This is a genomic window from Tardiphaga sp., assembly GCF_041424195.1.
Lineage (GTDB): Bacteria > Pseudomonadota > Alphaproteobacteria > Rhizobiales > Xanthobacteraceae > Tardiphaga.
In genome coordinates this window covers 26,744-44,181 of the sequence record NZ_JBGMOE010000090.1, presented here as the reverse complement: position 1 = coordinate 44,181, position 17,438 = coordinate 26,744, and the positions used below count along the sequence as shown (strand labels likewise).

Sequence of the window (17,438 nt, the reverse complement as noted above, 5' to 3'; positions counted from 1 at the left end):
CTGTGGTGATCGCCGATATGCTGTATAGATTGCCCCGACCTGCCGCCGCACCGATCGAACGCCCCTGGTGCTCCGCAATGCCAAGTGGATCGATCTCGCAATGAAGGCTCTTGCCTGCTCAGCCTCGCCTCTCGCAATTCTGTCGCTGGCGGCCACGATGGTCGCGACCACCTCGGCCGGTTTTGCCGCTGACCCCACACCCGCCGCCGGCTCCGCCCCGCCCCATGGCGCCATGGTGATTGTCGCCAAGGCCACCAATGCCTGCTTCTCCGATCTCGTCCGGGTGACCGGATTCGTGGTGCCGCGCCGCGAGGCCGTGGTCGGCGTCGAGACCGAGGGTTCAAAGGTATCCGAAGTGCTGGTCCGCGAGGGCGACATCGTCACCGAGAACCAGGAACTCGCCCGCCTGACACCGCCGCCGACACCCAACAATGCGCGCCCGAATCCTGTGACCCTGCGTGCGCCCGCAGCAGGGCTCATCACCTCGGTCAACACCATCGCCGGCGCGCCGGCCTCGCCGCAGGCCGGGCCGATGTTCAGGATCGCCATCAACAACGAACTCGAGCTCGATGCGGAAGTGCCGAGCATCCACATCCTCAAGCTCAACCCCGGCGTCACGGCGCGGATCAGCCGCGACGATCAACCCGATATTTTCGGCAAGGTGCGGCTGGTGTCGCCACAGATCGACCGCGTGACTCAGCTCGGCCATGTCCGGCTGTCATTGACGAGCAATCCGTCGCTCAAGGTCGGCGTCTTCGCCCGCGCCAGCATCGATGCCAAGCGCAGCTGCGGCGTCGCGATCCCGCGCTCGGCGATCGAACACTTCACCGTGCAGGTCGTGAAAGGCAACACCATCGAGACCCGCCGGGTGAAGGTGGGGCTGGTGTCCGACACGTCGACGGAAATTCTTGAAGGCGTCGATGTGGGCGAAATCGTCGTCGCCGATGCCGGCACGTCACTTCATGACGGCGACAAGGTCCAGACCATGTTCGCCGATGATCTCGACCGATCGCGGGTGCGCTGAATGGCAATGAATATCTCGGCATGGTCGATCCGCCATCCGCTTCCATCCATCGTCTTTTCGATCATTCTCCTGGTGCTCGGCTGGATCAGCTTCACCAAGCTGGCGATCACGCGGCTGCCGAGCGCGGATATTCCGGTGATCTCGGTCGCCGTGTCGCAATTCGGCGCTGCGCCTGCAGAACTTGAAGCGCAGGTTACCAAGACCATCGAAGACGGCGTCTCCGGCGTCGAAGGCGTCCGGCACATTTCGTCGTCGATCACCGACGGCCTGTCGGTCACCACCGTGCAATTCGCGCTGGAAACCAATACCGATCGCGCGCTGAACGACGTCAAGGACGCCGTGACGCGCGTCCGCGCCAATCTCCCCCAGAATGTCAACGAACCGCTGATCCAGCGCGTCGACGTCATCGGCTTGCCCATCGTCACCTATGCTGCGATCTCGCCCGGCAAGACGCCGGAGCAACTGTCGTGGTTCGTCGACGACGTGGTGAAGCGTGCATTGCAGGGCGTGCGCAACGTCGCCCAGGTCGAGCGCATCGGCGGTGTCGAGCGCGAAATCCTCGTCTCGCTTGATCCTGACCGTTTGCAGGCCGCAGGCCTTACCGCCGTCGATGTCTCCAGGCGCCTGCGCGGCACCAATGTGGACCTCGCCGGCGGCCGCGCCGAAATCGGCAAGAACGATCAGGCCATTCGCACGCTGGCCGGCGCCAAAACGCTGAATGAACTTGCCGGCACCATGATCAGCCTGCCGTCCGGCGGCGAGGTGCGGCTCGAAGACCTCGGCACCGTCACCGACACCATCGCCGACCGACGCACTTTTGCGCGCTTCAACGGCGAGCCCGTGGTGGCGCTGGGTATCAAACGCTCCAAGGGCGCCAGCGATGTGGTTGTCGCCGCCGCCGTGCAGAAACGTATCGATGCGCTGAAGGCGTCCTATCCCGACGTGGACCTGAAACTGATCGATACCTCGGTGGACTTTACCAAGGGCAACTACGAAGCCGCGATCTCGACCCTGTTCGAGGGCGCCGCGCTCGCCGTCATCGTTGTGTTCTTCTTCCTGCGCGATCTGCGCGCCACCGTCATCGCGGCGATCTCGCTGCCACTGTCGATCTTCCCGGCCTTCTGGGCGATGGACCTGCTCGGCTTCTCGCTCAATCTCGTGAGCTTCCTCGCCATCACACTCTCGACAGGCATTCTCGTCGATGACGCCATCGTCGAGATCGAGAACATCGTGCGGCATATGCGGATGGGCAAGTCGCCCTATCGCGCAGCACTGGAAGCCGCCGACGAAATCGGCCTCGCCGTGATCGCCATCAGCCTCACCATCATCGCGATCTTCGCCCCGGCCAGCTTCATGTCGGGTATCGCCGGGCAGTTCTTCAAGCAGTTCGGCATTACGGTATCGGTGCAGGTGTTCTTCTCACTCCTGGCAGCACGCTTCGTCACGCCTGTGCTGGCTGCCTACTTCCTGAAGGATCACAAGCACGACGATCCACCGCCGGGACGCCTGCTGCGAGCCTACAACAAGCTCGTGAACCTGTCGGTGAAGCGATACTACGTGACGGTTCTTTTCGGTCTCGCCATCTTCGCACTGTCGATCTGGAGCATCCAGCTGCTGCCGCAGGGCTTCCTGCCGGCCCAGGACACGGCGCGTTCGCTCATGGCGATGGAATTGCTGCCGGGATCGCAGCTCGCTTACACCGAGAAAGTCACAGAGGACATCGTTGCACGGCTGCGCAAGCGACCTGAAGTGAAGAGCGTATTCGTCGACGGCGGGCACGTCCCGCCCGGCACCTATGAAGTGCGACGCGCAGCTCTGATCATCAACTACACCCCGAAGAGCGAACGCGACAGCGCACATACACAGCGCCTGCTCGAACTCGATATCAGCAAGGAACTCGAAAGCGTTCCGGATATTCGCTACTGGTTCCTCGACGAGAACGGGCTGCGCGCCATCTCGCTGGTGGTGACCGGCACCGACAGCAATGTCGTCGCCAATGTCGCCAGCGAACTCGCGACGCAGATGAAGCGCATTCCGCTGATCTCCAACGTGATCTCGGAAACCTCGCTGGATCGTCCTGAGCTGCGCGTGCAGCCACGTGCCGATCTCGCCGCGCGGCTCGGCGTCTCCACCGAGAGCCTGTCGGAAACCATCCGCGTCGCCACCATCGGCGACGTCGGCCCGGCTCTGGCGAAGTTCGACGCCGGCGACCGCCTGGTGCCGATCCGCGTGCAGCTAGAAGATACGGCGCGCGCGGATTTCCAGATCCTCGAACAGTTGCGGGTGCCGCTGGGCGGCGGGCGCGGCGGCGTGCCGCTCTCGGTGGTCGCCGACATCAAGCTCGATCAGGGACCGACCAGCATCAACCGCTACGACAGAGAGCGTCAGGCCACTGTGGCCGCGGATCTCGTCGGCACCGCCGCGCTCGGCGATGCCCTGAAGAAAATCTACGAACTACCGGTCATGAAGAGCCTGCCGAAGAATGTGAGCGTCAAGCAGTCCGGCGACGCCGAAAGCCTGAACGAACTGGCGGATGGCTTTGCCACCGCGATCTCGGCAGGCCTGATGATGGTCTATGCGGTGCTGGTGCTGCTGTTCGGCACATTCCTGCAACCCATCACTATCCTGTTCTCGCTGCCGCTGTCGATCGGGGGCGCGATCCTGGCGCTGCTTCTGACCGGCAAGCAGCTGACGACGCCGGTGTGGATCGGCATCCTGATGCTGATGGGCATCGTCACCAAGAACGCCATCATGCTGGTGGAATTTGCGGTGGAAGCCATTCGCGAAGGCAAGCCGCGAGAGGTCGCGATCATCGATGCCGGCATGAAGCGGGCAAGGCCGATCGTGATGACCACCGTCGCCATGGCGGCCGGCATGATGCCGTCCGCGCTAGCCTTCGGTGCCGGTGGCGAATTCCGCTCACCCATGGCACTTGCCATCATTGGCGGGCTGATCTTCTCGACAGCGCTGTCGCTGCTGTTCGTGCCGGCAATGTTCCTGATGATCGATGATGTCGGGCAATTGGCCTGGCGCTTCGGGCGCAAGCTGCTGGTGTCGAGCGGTGAGGAAGACCGCCAGACCGGCGACCAGCCGCCAGCTGTCCCGCACAAATAGGCCCATGCAATGACCCTGTCCGTCGCCTCTCCGAAGCGAACCACATCATGGGCCAGATTGCTGGTCGCATTGTCGCTATGCGTGTTCACGCAGCCGGCTCTGGCCGCCGACGATCCTGCCGACGCGCCGAAGGGTGCCGCAGTGACGGTGCTGACTGCCGCAAAGTCCTGCTTCGCCGCCACCGTCGAGGTTTCCGGCATCCTCGTTCCGCGCGAGGAAGTCTCGATCCGTCCGGACCGCCCGGGCCTCAAGGTTGCTGAGGTCATGGTCGACGCCGGCGAGAACGTCACCGCAGGCCAGATCCTCGCGCGCCTGACGCCGCCGGAAGGCGGCTCATTGCAAGTGCAGGCGACCGTCGCAGGACTGGTGAGCGCTTCATCCGCCGTGGTCGGATCGCTTGCATCGGCCAAGGGCGAAGCGCTTTTCAGCATCATCGCGCGCAGCGAGTTCGAATTCATTGGCCAGGTGCCGACCCGCGATCTGCCGAAGCTCAAGATAGATCAACCGGTGAAGGTCAAGGTGATCGGTGCCGGAGAGCTGGACGGTAAAGTGAAACGCGTGGCCTCCACCGTGGAGCCCAACAGCCAGCTTGGCCAGGTCGTGATCTCGATCACCTCGGCCCGGCGGCTGATGAGCAATTCCTATGCGCGCTCCATCATCAAGACCGGCGAAAGCTGCGGCATTGCGGTGCCGTTGACCGCCGTTCTCTATAGTGCCGGCGGCACCGTCGTGCAGGTGGTGCGACGGCAGCGCATCGAAACGCGGCGCGTCGAGATCGGGCTGATGTCGGGCGGTCGCGTCGAAGTCCGCGAAGGTTTGAATGATGGCGATGTGATCGTCGCGCGGGCCGGCGCCTTGTTGCGCGAAGGCGACCCGGTTCGACCAGTGATGGCTAACGCAGACGCTGCAAAGTAATCGTAACGGGAAAGATCAGTTGCCGGGGCTTAGCTGCCGGCCTTGGCCGTTGCGCTGTCACCGAGCAGGATGTCTTCAACCAGCGACGAGGACACCACCGGGACCTGCTCGCCCGACGTCGCACGGGTGACGGCAGCGCGGGTGTTGGTGAAGACGGACTCGGCACTCGCCGGCTTGGCCTTCATGTTCTTCAAGAGTTCGGTGGCAAGCAGGCTGTTCTGGCCATCGACATCGTCGGCGACCTTGCCCGGCGTCGCCGAGGTCAGGATCAGCGCATTCTCAGGAACATCGATCGGCGCGAGACCACGGGAGTAACCGCGGAAGCGGCGCTCATAGGGATTGCGGCGGGACGCATCCAGCACGACCAGTTTGGCCTGGGCGCCACGCTCTTTCATGACGTCGAGCACGGCCTCGACGCTCATGCCGTCGCGGCGAATGTCACGCTCTTTCCAGATCGCAGCATCGACCGGGATCATATAGCTCTGCCGGCCGACCTGAACGCCATAGCCACCGAAATACAGCATCACGACCGAGTCCGGCCTGATCTTGGCCTTGAGACGTTCGACCGCACGGGTCATGTCATCGCGGGTCGCATCTTCCACCACATCCACATCGAAACCGTCGCGGCGGAGTGCGCTCGTCATGGCGCGGGCATCGTTGATCGGCTGGGCGAGCGGCGCGCCGGCATCGGGGTAATGACCGTTGCCTATCACCAGCGCGATGCGCGATGCCGTCGTCACAGGATTGATGCTGCCGGTCACCGTCGCGGCCTGCGCAGCTTCCAGAGAACGCTTGTTCAGCGCGGCATTGGCGCCAAGCGCCAGCGAGACCAGACCGACAAAAGCTGCGGCCACAGTGATCGAGCGACGGGATACGCGAAACTGCCGTACGTTCATTACGTCATTCCTGCTCATCGTTCACGCACAACCCGTGGGTCGCGCGAACGTCGAAATAGGTTTGAAGGGATGCCAAACCAATGAGTATTAAATACGCTCAATTTGCGGCATCGCAGCAAACCGGTTGTTAACCCGTCGGGGCCACCCGGGCAACCGGTAAAGGCCGGGGTTTAAGACAGGGTTACTGCCCGACCTGGCTAAGGTCTTGAATGAGCTTGCGCTTCACGCAATTGTAATCCCTGCCGATTCGTGCAACTTTTCAAGGGGTTGCAGGTATCGGGAGGCGATTGCGCCGCGGCGACGGCGGACGGTTTTCGAAACGTGCGCAGGAAGCCGCACTGAAAGAAACCTCATGAGTGTGTCTTATTTTGCCGGCGCCGCATACCGCGCGCTGACATCCAGCAAGGACGGCCCGTCGCTCTACGACCTCTGCGATCCCCTCTTCCATAAGCACACCGGCGGCGACGCCCATATCATCAAGTTCTACAAAACCGCGCTGGGCAATCCCGCGCTTCGTCCGTTGCTCTGCCGCGCCGGCCTGTCCGAGCTGCGCGACCCCGTCCGCTTCAAAGCCGTGCAGCATGCCCTGATTTCGGCACGCGATGACGAAAGCCCCGATTGGGAAGCCATCGGCCACCCGATCGCCGAGCTTCTCGATACGGTCACATTGCGCCATCCGGCGCCGAAGCCCGCCGCGGCTTCAGCGCAGGCGCCGTCGCTGGGCGAGATCGACGATGTCATCAAGGCCTGCGGCACGCATCTGCTGCGCTCGTTCGAATGCAACGGTTTCATCCCGACCTATGCGGCGTTCAACCTGATCGGCGATCCCGACATGCATGGCCGCGAATTCCTGATGGCCCTGACCGGCCTGAATTCGCGCGGCTACAAGAATTCGACGCTGCTGTTCACACTTGCGCGCATCTTCATCGCGCGTTCGCCGGCCGGTAAACTCATCAATCCGCCGTGGACCGGAATTGCCGAGCCCATGTGGGAGCCGGTGCAGATCCGGCATCGCTCGGCCTATTACGACGCCTTCTACACCGAGGCGCTACTCAGCTTCGGCGAAACCGGACTGCCATCGCCGGACCAGACGACATCCTCGCGCCGCGCCATCGATGCGATGGTTGAATTCTGTCTGGTCACCAGCCGCGAGGAAGTCCACTCGCATGACGGGACGAGCGTAAACGTCATCACCGCGCTGGCGCCGCCACCGCATCCGCGCTTCAGCCGGCTGTTTGCGCAAATCAAGCAGGATCTCGGCTTCGGCATCTATGTTCCGGACTGCGACACCACAGCCTGCTCATTCTCCGCCGCCACGCAGGCCGGCTCGACCGATCCGATCCTCGATCAGCCCCTGCTCGACTTCTATGCCGGTTATCAGGTCGGCAACGGCAGCAATGAGCCGATGGTCACCGTACCGATCAATGACCACATCGACTATGACGGCGCGATCGTCACCTGGATCGACAATCTCGCGGGCGAGCGACCCTATGGCAACGATCTCGATCCGACGCTTAATCTCGACGTGCTCGAAGTATCGTTCCGCAATCTGACCCGCTGGAAGGTCATGGAGACGCCGAAACGACTGGAAACGATGCGGCGGATCATCGGATTCCAGCGCCGCCTCGTGGCATCCGGCGCCTTCGCCGATCCGAGATCGCACATCTATTATCTGCCAGAGCTCTACAGCGCCTATTTCGGCCGCTGCTATGCGGCTTTCCGTGAACTGCCGGACGCAACACAACAGGCCATCGATACCGACGGCACATTCGAATTCATTCGCCTGCATGTTCTCGCCTATGTGCAGCACGAGTTGATTGCGCGTGAGATGAACGCGTTCGATGCGGCACTCGCACTGATCGCGCTCGGACACCTCGGCGGCGAGCTCGCGCATTTCGCACCTGCGCTGCGCTGCATCATCAAAGCAACAGGCGAAGGCGGCCGCAAGGGTCCGTTCAAGGCCTATGAATGGAACAAGATGAAAACGCCGACACGAATTCTGGTTGGCGGCCCCGAAGTGACCTCAGCCTTCGTGCTGATGGGTCTCGCGCTGACGCGGCGGAAGATGATGAACGGCCATGCCGCCTAGTTCATCGCGCGAAGTTGAAGGTATGAAGGAGCGACCGTGCTGGCATGCGCGGCGAAATGCCCGCACTGTCTCCGGATTGTCGTCATGATTTTGCAATCAAACGGTTCGATGCGCATGTTCCGCACCCTTTCCCTTTTTATCGCGATGCTTTGCATTCCCGCACTGGCACAGGCCGCCGATGTGACGGGGGTACCGAAGATCCGCGACGGCGACCAGATGTCCATCGGCGCGATCCGCATCCGGCTCGCCGGCATAGACGCGCCGGGCCTCGACCAGTTGTGCCTGAATGCCAATGGCGAGCGCTGGACCTGCGGTGTCGCCGCACATGAAGCGCTCATGGAGCATGTCGGCGACAAAAGCTGGACCTGCCACGTGCTACGTACCGATCGCTTCGGCCGCTCGGTCGCCAAATGCGAGGTGGATGGCGAGGACATCGGTCAGTGGATGGTGAAGAGCGGCTGGGCACTCTCCTATGTGCGCTTCTCGCATACCTATGATGCCGACGAGAAAGCCGCACGGGAAGCCAAGGCCGGACTTTGGGCGGGTGCGTTCTTTGCGCCCTGGGACTGGCGCGTGCGCAACAAGAAGACCACCATTCTTGGCTCGATCAAGCCTCCGGAGGACGCCTTGCCGATCCTGCTGGCCTCGGCATCCGGCCATGTGGCGCCGTCTCCGACCTGCCGGATCAAGGGCAACGTCAACCGGGCCGGCGTCTGCATCTATCACACGCCCGAAAGCCGCTGGTATGCCAAGATCAGCATGCGGATCAGCAAGGGAACACGCTGGTTTTGCTCTAAAGAAGAGGCCGAAGCCGCCGGCTGCCGCGAGACCCGACGATGACACGGCGGCGCTGACGTGGCACGTTCCCCGCTCAGATTCGATCGAGCGGAACCTTGGCTGACCTGCAGACGGATGTCATTGCGCAGAAACAACGCCGCGGCCGGACATTCCGGGCAGCGCGACTGACGCTGCTTGCCTTGGTCATCTATGGCGGCATCGCCTATCTCTTGCTCCCCGAACTCTGGACCCATTACGAGCACCAGAAGAGCCTTGCCGGCTTGCCGATGACGACGATGACCGCGCAAGGTATTCCCGGCGATCCCATCAATGTCGGCCTGATCGGTGACACGAAGGACGTGCTGTGCGCGATGCATGCTGCCGGCTGGTATCCCGCCGATCCCGTAACGTTACGCTCGTCCCTGGAGATTGTCGGCAGCGTCTTGCTCGACCGCCCCTATCGCGATGCACCGGTGAGCCCGTTGGTCTATCTCGGCCGCCGCGAGGATCTCGCTTTCGAGAAGCCTGTCGGCAACAGCGCTGATCATCGCCACCATATCCGGCTCTGGAAGGTTCTCGACAAGGGGCAGGAAGATCGCCCGGTCTGGCTTGGCGATGCGACTTTCGATCGCAGCGTCGGGATCAGCAAATACACCGGCGCGATCACGCATCACATCGCTGCCGATATCGATGCGGAGCGCGCAGCGCTCGCGGGCGACCTCGAAAAGGCCGGCATGGTCGAGGCCAAATATCAGGTCACCGGAATCGGCCCGACCGTCGCCGGTCACAATGGGGGCGGCGACCTGTACTACACTGATGGCGAAGTCTGGATCCTGCGGCTGGTGGTGGCCTGCGCCAAACACGACGGCCCTTCCGAGACGATCCCGAGCCCGGCGGCGACCGAGATCAAGGACCAGATCTTCCAGGCCATCGCGAATGTGATCGGGCGTGATGCGCTGACTCACTAGGCAGTCAAATTCAGACCATCTCACACGCGCTTTGATTTCGCGCTGCGCCATGGCACCATGGCCGAAAATACCAACAAGGATTGAAAATGGTCGTTCGTGCAGGTCGTGAATTTCTCGCCATCCCCGGCCCCACCACGATGCCAGATGAAGTATTGCGGGCGATGCATCGTCCGCCGCTGGATATCTACTCCAAGGAAATGGTGCAGCTCACATTCGGGCTGCTGCGCGATATCGGCACGTTGTTCGCCACCAAGGGCAACACCTATATGTATATCGCCAACGGGCATGGTGCGTGGGAAGCGACGCTCACCAATGTGCTGTCGCGCGGCGACAAGATCCTGGTGCTGGAAAGCGGGCGTTTCGCGGCCGGCTGGGGCCACGCTGCGGGCGCCATGGGCGTCGCCGTGCAGAGCCTGAAGGGCGACTGGAATCGCGCCATTCGTCCTGCCGAGGTTGAAGTAGCGTTGCGACAGGACACCAGGCACGAGATCAAGGCTGTGCTCGCGGTGCAGATCGATACGGCATCGGGCGCGTTCAACGACATTGAAGCCATCGGCAAGGCGATCAAGGCGGCCGGCCATCCCGCATTATTCATGGTCGACACCGTCGCATCGCTCGGCTGCATGCCGTTCGAGATGGATGCATGGGGCATCGATGTCGCCATGTCCGGCTCGCAGAAAGGCCTGATGACACCCCCTGGCCTCGGCTATGTCGCCGCGAATGATCGCGCGCGCGAGGTTCACAAGACGGCGAATCTGCGCACGCCCTATTGGGACTGGACCGAGCGCGACGGCGACGAGCACTACCGGAAACATTCGGGCACCGCGCCGGTGCATCTGATGTTCGCGCAGCGTCAGGCCATCGACATGCTGTTCGACGAGAAGCTGGTCAACGTGTTCCAGCGCCATCGATTGCTGGCGGAAGCCGTTCGCCGGGCTGTTGCCGTATGGGCCGATGGCGGCGTGCTGAGCTTCAACATCATCGAGCCGAAAGAACGCGGCAACACGGTCACGACGGTGCGGATGGACAACCCGACGCCGCTGCTGGATTATTGCCGCGACAAATGCGGCGTCATTCTCGGCGTCGGCATCGGCGACCTGCACGGCAAGGCATTCCGCATCGCCCATATGGGCCATGTCAACGCGCCCATGATTCTCGGAACGCTCGGCGTGATCGAGATGGGACTGCAGGCGCTCGGCATTCCGCACGGCAAGGGCGGTGTCACGGCGGCGGTCAACTTTCTCGGCGAGAACGTCGCGCCCTGACGCTAGCTCTCGACCTCGCTGTGCTCGCGGCGGGTTTCCGGCATCACCAGCCAGATCAGCAAGAGGCCCAGCCCGGCGACGCAGGCCAGCCCGATAAAGGCGACCGGTGCGCCGAGCTTGTCGGCCACATAGCCGGCGGTCACCGTGCTGAGCGACGCGCCGATGCCGGTGGCTGTGCCGACGATGCCCTGTGCAAGGCTGAAGCGCCCGCTACCGAAGGCGATGTCGGCAACGATCAGCGGAATCATCACGCTGAACACGGCAGCAGTGACGCCGTCGAAAACCTGCACAGCGACCAGTGCAAACGGGTCGGTAACCACGGCAAACAGCAATCCGCGGATCGCCAGTGACGCAAAGGCGATCAGCAAGAGAGGCCGTCGACCCCACTGCTGCGCCTTGCGGCCGACCGTCGGCGAGGTCGCCGCGACGATGGCCTGCGGGACCACGATGCAGAAGGCGATCAGCGCCGGCGCCCAATCGGCCGACCGCGTGGTAACGACACCAGCCATCAACGGCAGCATCGCGGCATTGGCAAACTGCAGCAGCAGCACAGCGCAGCCGAAAATCAAAAGCGGCTTCTGTCGCATCAGATCGCGAAAACGGATCGGCCTGTTGCTCTCGGCCTCTTTGGTGCTGGCACCATGGGCCTGCGCAGAATTGATCTCCTGAGGTCGAATCCGCGACAGCGCGTAAAGTACCGGCAGCGCCAGCAGGAACGTGACGATGAACACCGAGCGGCTTGACAGCAGATAGCCGCAAGTGCCCATGACGGCAGCGGCGACGCCATTGCCGAGCGAGGCGAAGCGCGCATTACGGCCAAGGCGCTCACCGATCCGCATCGGACCGACCAGCCCGAGGCTGATAGCGGCGATGGCAGGGCCGAGCACACAGCTCGCCATCGCATGCAGCGTCGCCGCGGTGACGACGATGGGGAAGATCGGCAGCACCGCATAGGCCAGCGCACAGCAGGCGATGGTCGCAACGGCTGCCCCGGCCACCAGCCGTGTCGAGCGCGCGGCATCGATGATGGCGCCGCCCGGGATCTGGCCGAGCAGCGCGACGATGCCCCCGATCGACAACACAAAGCCGATCTCCACCTGCGTCCATTTCTGGGTCGTGAGATAGACCGCAACAAATGGACCAAAGCCGGTCTGCACGTCGGCAAGGAAGAAGATGAACCAGTCGAGCCCGCGCAGGCTCTGCTTCGACGGCTCCGGACTGCGCCGTGGCTCCTGCGGATACGACTCGGACTCCGGTGCAATCCCCGGTGCGCAAGCGACCTCGGTCACCGCCGCGACATCATCGCGGCGGGAGAGATCAGCTGCGCGTGTGGTTGCGTGAACCGCCAATTAACGCTCCTGCATGGTGAGAGGCGGAAACCTCAACGGCGTGAGCGTGCCGGATGCGCCGAGCACAACAATAGGCTGATCGTCCTTGTATTCCGGCGCCGCACGCACCTGCTCGCGCGTGAGATCGAGCGTGATGCTGGCGGTCTTGTCGGCCACGTTCCAGAAATGTAACGCCCCCCAATCGACCACGATCTTGCGCGAGCCAACCCCGAGGAAGCCGCCGAAGTCGATGACCGCGCCGCGCACCTGTCCCGCACGATCGACGATGACGTCGGCGATGCGTCCCATATTCTCGCTTGCAGGACTGCGCACATCACGGCCGAGAATGCCTTTGGCATCGAAGGCATCGATTACCGTCACCGACGGTGGCTTGGCGACAGTCGCGGGAGGCGCAGGCGCGGCTACATCAGGTTTTGACGCCGTCTGCGGGGATACCGGCGATGGCTGTTTCTCGGGCGCGGATACGACCGGCGGCGTTGCCGGCTGCACGGCAGCCGCATCAGGTGCGGACGACGGCACTGACGATTGCGCTTCAGGAGTGGATTTCTCCGATGCCGCGGGTGGAAGCGCAGGGGCATCCGCCGCCCGGCACACGGCGCCAACGTTCAACGCCAACGACATAGCCAATCCGGCAATGATCCGATTTGCAGGCATGGAAAGTCCCTTACTCACATGTATCGCCGATGATGCGAACCCCTGCGCCAGGAGACGCGTCAATGCGTCAGCACGATCGACACCTGGATCTGACCGCGGGTCCGCAGCACTTCCAGCGACACATCGTTATCGTGTTTGCGCAGGCAAAGATCGACGCTGGATTCGCCGAGCCGGAGATCACGCAGAATGACGTACTGCAGAAAAGCGGGCAGCCGCGGATTGCGGAAGCGAATCTCGCCGCGCGCGACGTCGAATTCGATTCCAAGCGCCGCTTCGAGCAGTGTGAACGGCGTCGCACTGGCCCAGGCCTGCGGCGCGCACGCCACCGGATACAAGGTCGGCCCACGGCGTTTTTCGCGCTGGAAGCCGCAGAACAATTCCGGCAGTCGTCGCAGGTCCATATAGGCCGCGGTGTCGAACAGGCCCTTGAAGACGGTCTCCACCGAATGCTTCAGGCCATAGCGCGCCAGACCGAGTGCGATCAGCGCGTTGTCGTGCGGCCAGATCGAGCCATCATGATAGGACATCGGATTGTAGCGCGCCTCGCCGCGCGCAATGGTGCGAATGCCCCAGCCGGTGAAGAAATGCGGACCCATTATGTCGGCAGCGACCATGCGCGCGCGATCCTCACGGACGATGCCTGTGAACAGCAACTGGCCCGCATTCGAAGCACGAACTGCGCAAGGCATCTTCGCGCCGTCGAGCGCAAGCGCATAGGTGCCGAGTTCCTCGCACCAGAAGGCCTCCTCGAACCGCGCAGCAAGTTGCCCGGCTTCTGCTTCGAGCTGCCGAGCCTTGTCGGGCAGGTTCATGCGCAATGCGAGACGGGACGCCAGATGCTTGGCGGCGAAGACATAACCCTGCACCTCCGCCAGCGCGATATTGCCCTCGGCCAGCCTTCCATCGGAATGGAAGATCGCGTCATACGAATCCTTCCAGCCCTGGTTCTGAAGTCCCTGCTCGGTAGCCCGCTGATATTCGACGAAGCCATCCTTGTCGGGGTCACCGGGACCATCGATCCATGCGAGGGCCGCCTCGACGGACGGCCATAGTTCGCGCAGGGTCTCATCATCGCCGGTGCGCTCGACATACATCCCTGCGAGCATCACAAAGAGCGGCGTTGAGTCGACGCTGCCGTAATATTGCGCGAACGGAACTTCACGCAAGGCGGCCATTTCACCGCCGCGCATTTCATGGAGGATCTTGCCGGGCTGGGCATCCGCCAGCGGATCGATCGACTTCGCCTGAAACGCCGCGAGCCGTTTCAGCACGCCGCGCGCCACGCGCGGGTCGATCCACAGCAACTGCAGCGCCGTAATCAGGCCATCGCGGCCGAATGTGGTCGAATACCAGGGAATGCCGGCATAGGGATATCGGCCCTGCGGGGTATTCGTCATCAGGATATTGAGATCCGCCATCGCCTGGCAGATCACCTCGTTGAAAATATCATTCGAGGTCTCGATCGTCGCCGCACCTTTGCTGAAATTGCGCATTTCGCGACGATGGGCGAGCAGTCCGCGGAAAAACGGCACAGGCTTGTGGCCGACTTCGGCATTGCAGCTGACTGCCACGAACAGTGACGTCGTTTTCTGCGGCTTCAGCTCGAAGTGATAGGTCGCGGTATTGGCGGCCAGCCGCGTCGGACGCGGATCAAAGTGAACCATCGTGCTGAGAGGCTTACCGTCGAGTCCGGTATATTCCAGCGCCACGTCGCTCGGACCGACCAGGCGACTGGTAGCAATGCCGCGATGCTTGCGCCTTTCGCCGCGCACCTCGAACAGGTCGGCGAAGTCATTGTCGAACGACAGTGTCAAATCGAAGCTGGCGCTGTGTTCGCCGTGATTCTGCAGGCCGATGCGCTGGTAGGCGGCGCCACGCCACAAGAAGAAGGTGCGTACAATGTGCAGCATATCCTTCTGCAACACGATGCGGCCATTGCGATAGATGTCGGGATTGGTGAGATCGACGGTGAGCGATGAATTGTCGTCGCGCAGATTGGAGCCGAGCAACAGTGGCTGAACGTCGTTCAGTGCCAGTTCAAGCCGCGCGAGATAACGCGTATCGGCGTTGAACAGACCATCCGGCCCGCCCGCGGACGCGCCGATATCGCCATGGCTGTCGAGCACCACGAACGTATCGTCATGCTTGAGCGCGCGCCTCGGGCGCGACGCAGGGCCCGTCATCGGGATATAGAACGGTGACTCGACCGCCTTTTGATCGGCGATAGCGTTCAACTTGGTCGCGGCGGCTTCGATGGACATGGACGACCTCGGCCGGTTGTAAGGTAAAGACAGGCACGAAGATAAACGCAGCGCCTGGAGAGGATAACTGAGTCGTCAGGCTGCGTGCTGCGCGAGACGGCTCATTTCCTGTGTGACGAGTTCCCGATACGGCCCCTCGCCCTGCATCAGATGATCAGGTTTGCCATCTTCGATGATCTTGCCGCTCTGCAGCATGACCACGCGATCGAAATTACGCAGCGTCGCGAGGCGATGCGCAATCGCGATCACCGTGCGACCGCGCATCAGACGCGCCAGTGCTTCACGGATCGCCTCCTCCGATTCGCTGTCGAGGGCAGCCGTCGCCTCATCCAGCAGCAGAATGGGTGCATCCTTCAGGAAGGCGCGTGCAATGGCGATGCGCTGGCGCTGCCCGCCCGACAGTTTGACGCCGCGATCCCCTACCATGGTGTGAAGACCTTCCGGCAACGTCTCGACAAAATCGCAACGCGCCGAAATGGCGGCACGCAGTACCTCCTCATCCGTGGCCTCGGGGCGTCCATACCGGATGTTCTCCATGATGGAGCGATGGAACAGTGAGATGTCCTGCGGCACCACGGAGATCGCATGACGCAGGCTGTGCTGGGTCACGCGTGAAATATCCTGGCCATCGATGGTGATGCTGCCCTCCTGCACGTCGTAGAAACGCTGCAACAGCACGAACAGGCTGGACTTTCCCCCGCCAGACTGCCCGACGAGGCCGACGCGCTGCCCGGCATTGAGCCGCAAGGTGAACTTGTCGAACACCTGCAAGCCACCGGGATACCGGAACGAGATATTGTTGAAGGCGATCGCTGCACCTGATTTGACCAGGGGCTCGGCCTCTGGATGATCACTGAGCTCGTGGGGCACCAGCAATGTGGACAGCGCTTCGGACAAACGCGCAACATGTTGGGTGACGTCCACCAGAGCCACCGCAAGATCTCGCGTCGCGTGCAGGATCGAGAGACCGAGGGTGCAGATCAGAACGACATCGCCGGTGCTGGCGGCGCCGCGTTGCCAGAGCATGATCGCCCAGGCGAGCAGCCCGATCGTCAGCGCGACCGTGATGGCCGCATGCGTCAGACGCAGACGCTCAAGATAGCGCAGGCTGCGACCACGCGCATTCAGCTCGCGATCAACCGTTTCATCGAAGCGGTCATGTTCGAAGCTCAATCCGCAGAAAGCGCGGACGAGCGGCATGTTGTTTATCACATCGACCATCTCGCCATCGACCGCCGCGGCCTTGTCGGCAAAATCGTCATGCAGCGCCTTTCCGGCGGCAGCCATCTTGAACATCATGACAACCACCGCGCCGGCCACGACGGTCAAGCCCGCTGCCATCGGCAGACTAACAGTGCCGATCAGCATGATCGCGGCGAATGTCGCGGCACAGGGCGGCAAGACGTTCCAGACAAACATGTTTTCAACCGTGAAGACGGCGTTGGATGTCGCCGTGATACGGCTGGTCAGCATCCCCGGCAGCCGATCCGAGAAGTAGCTCGGTGCGTGTCCGGTCAGATGGCGAAACATATCGCGCCTGAGATCACCGGTGACGCCAACGAATGTGTAGCTCGCCGTCCAGCTCGCCACGCGCCACAGGAACATATCGGCTGTGATCAGCGCGATGAGCACGGCGAACGCGGCCCAGACGCTTTTACCGCTGCCCGACGGCCCCGCTGACAGGCCATCGACTAAAAATTTAATCCCGTATTGCGTGCCTACCGAGCAGGCGACCGCTGCAAGCACGGAGAGCAGGATGACCGTGTGTGATGCAGAACGCATCCTGATGTAGCGCATCACAAAGGCGAAAGGGCGATACGCATATCCCGAAAGACTGTCCATGTATTTTTAAAACCCGTTGAACGAGAACAAGAATCGTGACGGACAGCGTCCCCGCCTACTGATGAAGATGATGCCGTCCCGAATTTCCCACGCTCTCGCCATCTCTGCGCAACATTCCGGCAGCATCAACATTCCCGAAAGCGTGGTTGAACGTGATGGCATCAGCAAGACCACAGTGTGGACGAACTACGCAGATCACACAGGAACTTCGCAGATGCGAGAACGTTCCAGCTTCAGGCATATCGCTACCGACACGTCATCGTTGAAGTTGTTCATCACTTCCA

The 17,438-nt window shown here is 62.4% G+C and carries 12 protein-coding genes; 7 read left to right on the top strand and 5 right to left on the bottom strand.

What is annotated here, in order from left to right; all coding sequences use genetic code 11:
* The first annotated feature begins 157 nt into the window (after positions 1 to 157).
* The 3 genes from ACEK02_RS13785 to ACEK02_RS13775 are packed head-to-tail and all read left to right on the top strand — an operon-like array spanning position 158 to position 5,053.
* Positions 158 to 1,024, top strand: coding sequence for an efflux RND transporter periplasmic adaptor subunit (locus ACEK02_RS13785; protein WP_371422283.1), 867 nt, complete (start codon positions 158 to 160; stop codon positions 1,022 to 1,024).
* Positions 1,025 to 4,138: an efflux RND transporter permease subunit gene (locus ACEK02_RS13780; protein WP_371422244.1), complete on the top strand. Its 3,114-nt coding sequence runs from the start codon at positions 1,025 to 1,027 to the stop codon at positions 4,136 to 4,138.
* A gap of 9 nt (positions 4,139 to 4,147) precedes the next feature.
* Positions 4,148 to 5,053, top strand: coding sequence for an efflux RND transporter periplasmic adaptor subunit (locus tag ACEK02_RS13775; RefSeq protein WP_371422243.1), 906 nt, complete (start codon positions 4,148 to 4,150; stop codon positions 5,051 to 5,053).
* A 29-nt stretch (positions 5,054 to 5,082) separates the two neighbouring features.
* Here the strand turns inward: ACEK02_RS13775 and ACEK02_RS13770 are convergent, their stop codons facing one another.
* Positions 5,083 to 5,949, bottom strand: coding sequence for a caspase domain-containing protein (locus ACEK02_RS13770; RefSeq protein ID WP_371422242.1), 867 nt, complete (start codon positions 5,947 to 5,949; stop codon positions 5,083 to 5,085).
* Between the two features lie 352 nt (positions 5,950 to 6,301).
* Between ACEK02_RS13770 and ACEK02_RS13765 the strand changes: the two genes are divergently transcribed.
* The 4 genes from ACEK02_RS13765 (at position 6,302) to ACEK02_RS13750 (ending at position 11,048) form a co-directional block, all read left to right on the top strand.
* Complete coding sequence (locus ACEK02_RS13765; RefSeq protein WP_371422241.1) at positions 6,302 to 8,038, top strand: hypothetical protein; 1,737 nt, start codon at positions 6,302 to 6,304, stop codon at positions 8,036 to 8,038.
* 114 nt (positions 8,039 to 8,152) lie between these two features.
* Complete coding sequence (locus tag ACEK02_RS13760) at positions 8,153 to 8,878, top strand: thermonuclease family protein (protein ID WP_371422282.1); 726 nt, start codon at positions 8,153 to 8,155, stop codon at positions 8,876 to 8,878.
* A 62-nt stretch (positions 8,879 to 8,940) separates the two neighbouring features.
* Entirely contained in the window at positions 8,941 to 9,783 is an 843-nt protein-coding gene (locus ACEK02_RS13755; RefSeq protein WP_371422281.1) for an LssY C-terminal domain-containing protein, read from the top strand.
* A gap of 86 nt (positions 9,784 to 9,869) precedes the next feature.
* A complete protein-coding gene (locus tag ACEK02_RS13750; protein WP_371422240.1) occupies positions 9,870 to 11,048 on the top strand; it encodes an alanine--glyoxylate aminotransferase family protein in 1,179 nt (392 codons plus the stop codon).
* A 2-nt stretch (positions 11,049 to 11,050) separates the two neighbouring features.
* Here ACEK02_RS13750 and ACEK02_RS13745 read toward each other — a convergent pair whose 3' ends face one another.
* The 4 genes from ACEK02_RS13745 to ACEK02_RS13730 form a co-directional block, all read right to left on the bottom strand.
* Positions 11,051 to 12,310: an MFS transporter gene (locus ACEK02_RS13745; protein WP_371422280.1), complete on the bottom strand. Its 1,260-nt coding sequence runs from the start codon at positions 12,308 to 12,310 to the stop codon at positions 11,051 to 11,053.
* Positions 12,311 to 12,397: 87 nt separating this feature from the next.
* Positions 12,398 to 13,018: a PRC-barrel domain-containing protein gene (locus ACEK02_RS13740; RefSeq protein WP_371422239.1), complete on the bottom strand. Its 621-nt coding sequence runs from the start codon at positions 13,016 to 13,018 to the stop codon at positions 12,398 to 12,400.
* Positions 13,019 to 13,110: 92 nt separating this feature from the next.
* On the bottom strand, positions 13,111 to 15,312 hold the full coding sequence (locus tag ACEK02_RS13735) for a glycogen debranching N-terminal domain-containing protein (protein WP_371422238.1): 2,202 nt from the start codon (positions 15,310 to 15,312) through the stop codon (positions 13,111 to 13,113).
* A gap of 75 nt (positions 15,313 to 15,387) precedes the next feature.
* A complete protein-coding gene (locus ACEK02_RS13730; RefSeq protein ID WP_371422237.1) occupies positions 15,388 to 17,154 on the bottom strand; it encodes an ABC transporter ATP-binding protein in 1,767 nt (588 codons plus the stop codon).
* Between the last annotated feature and the right edge of the window lie 284 nt (positions 17,155 to 17,438).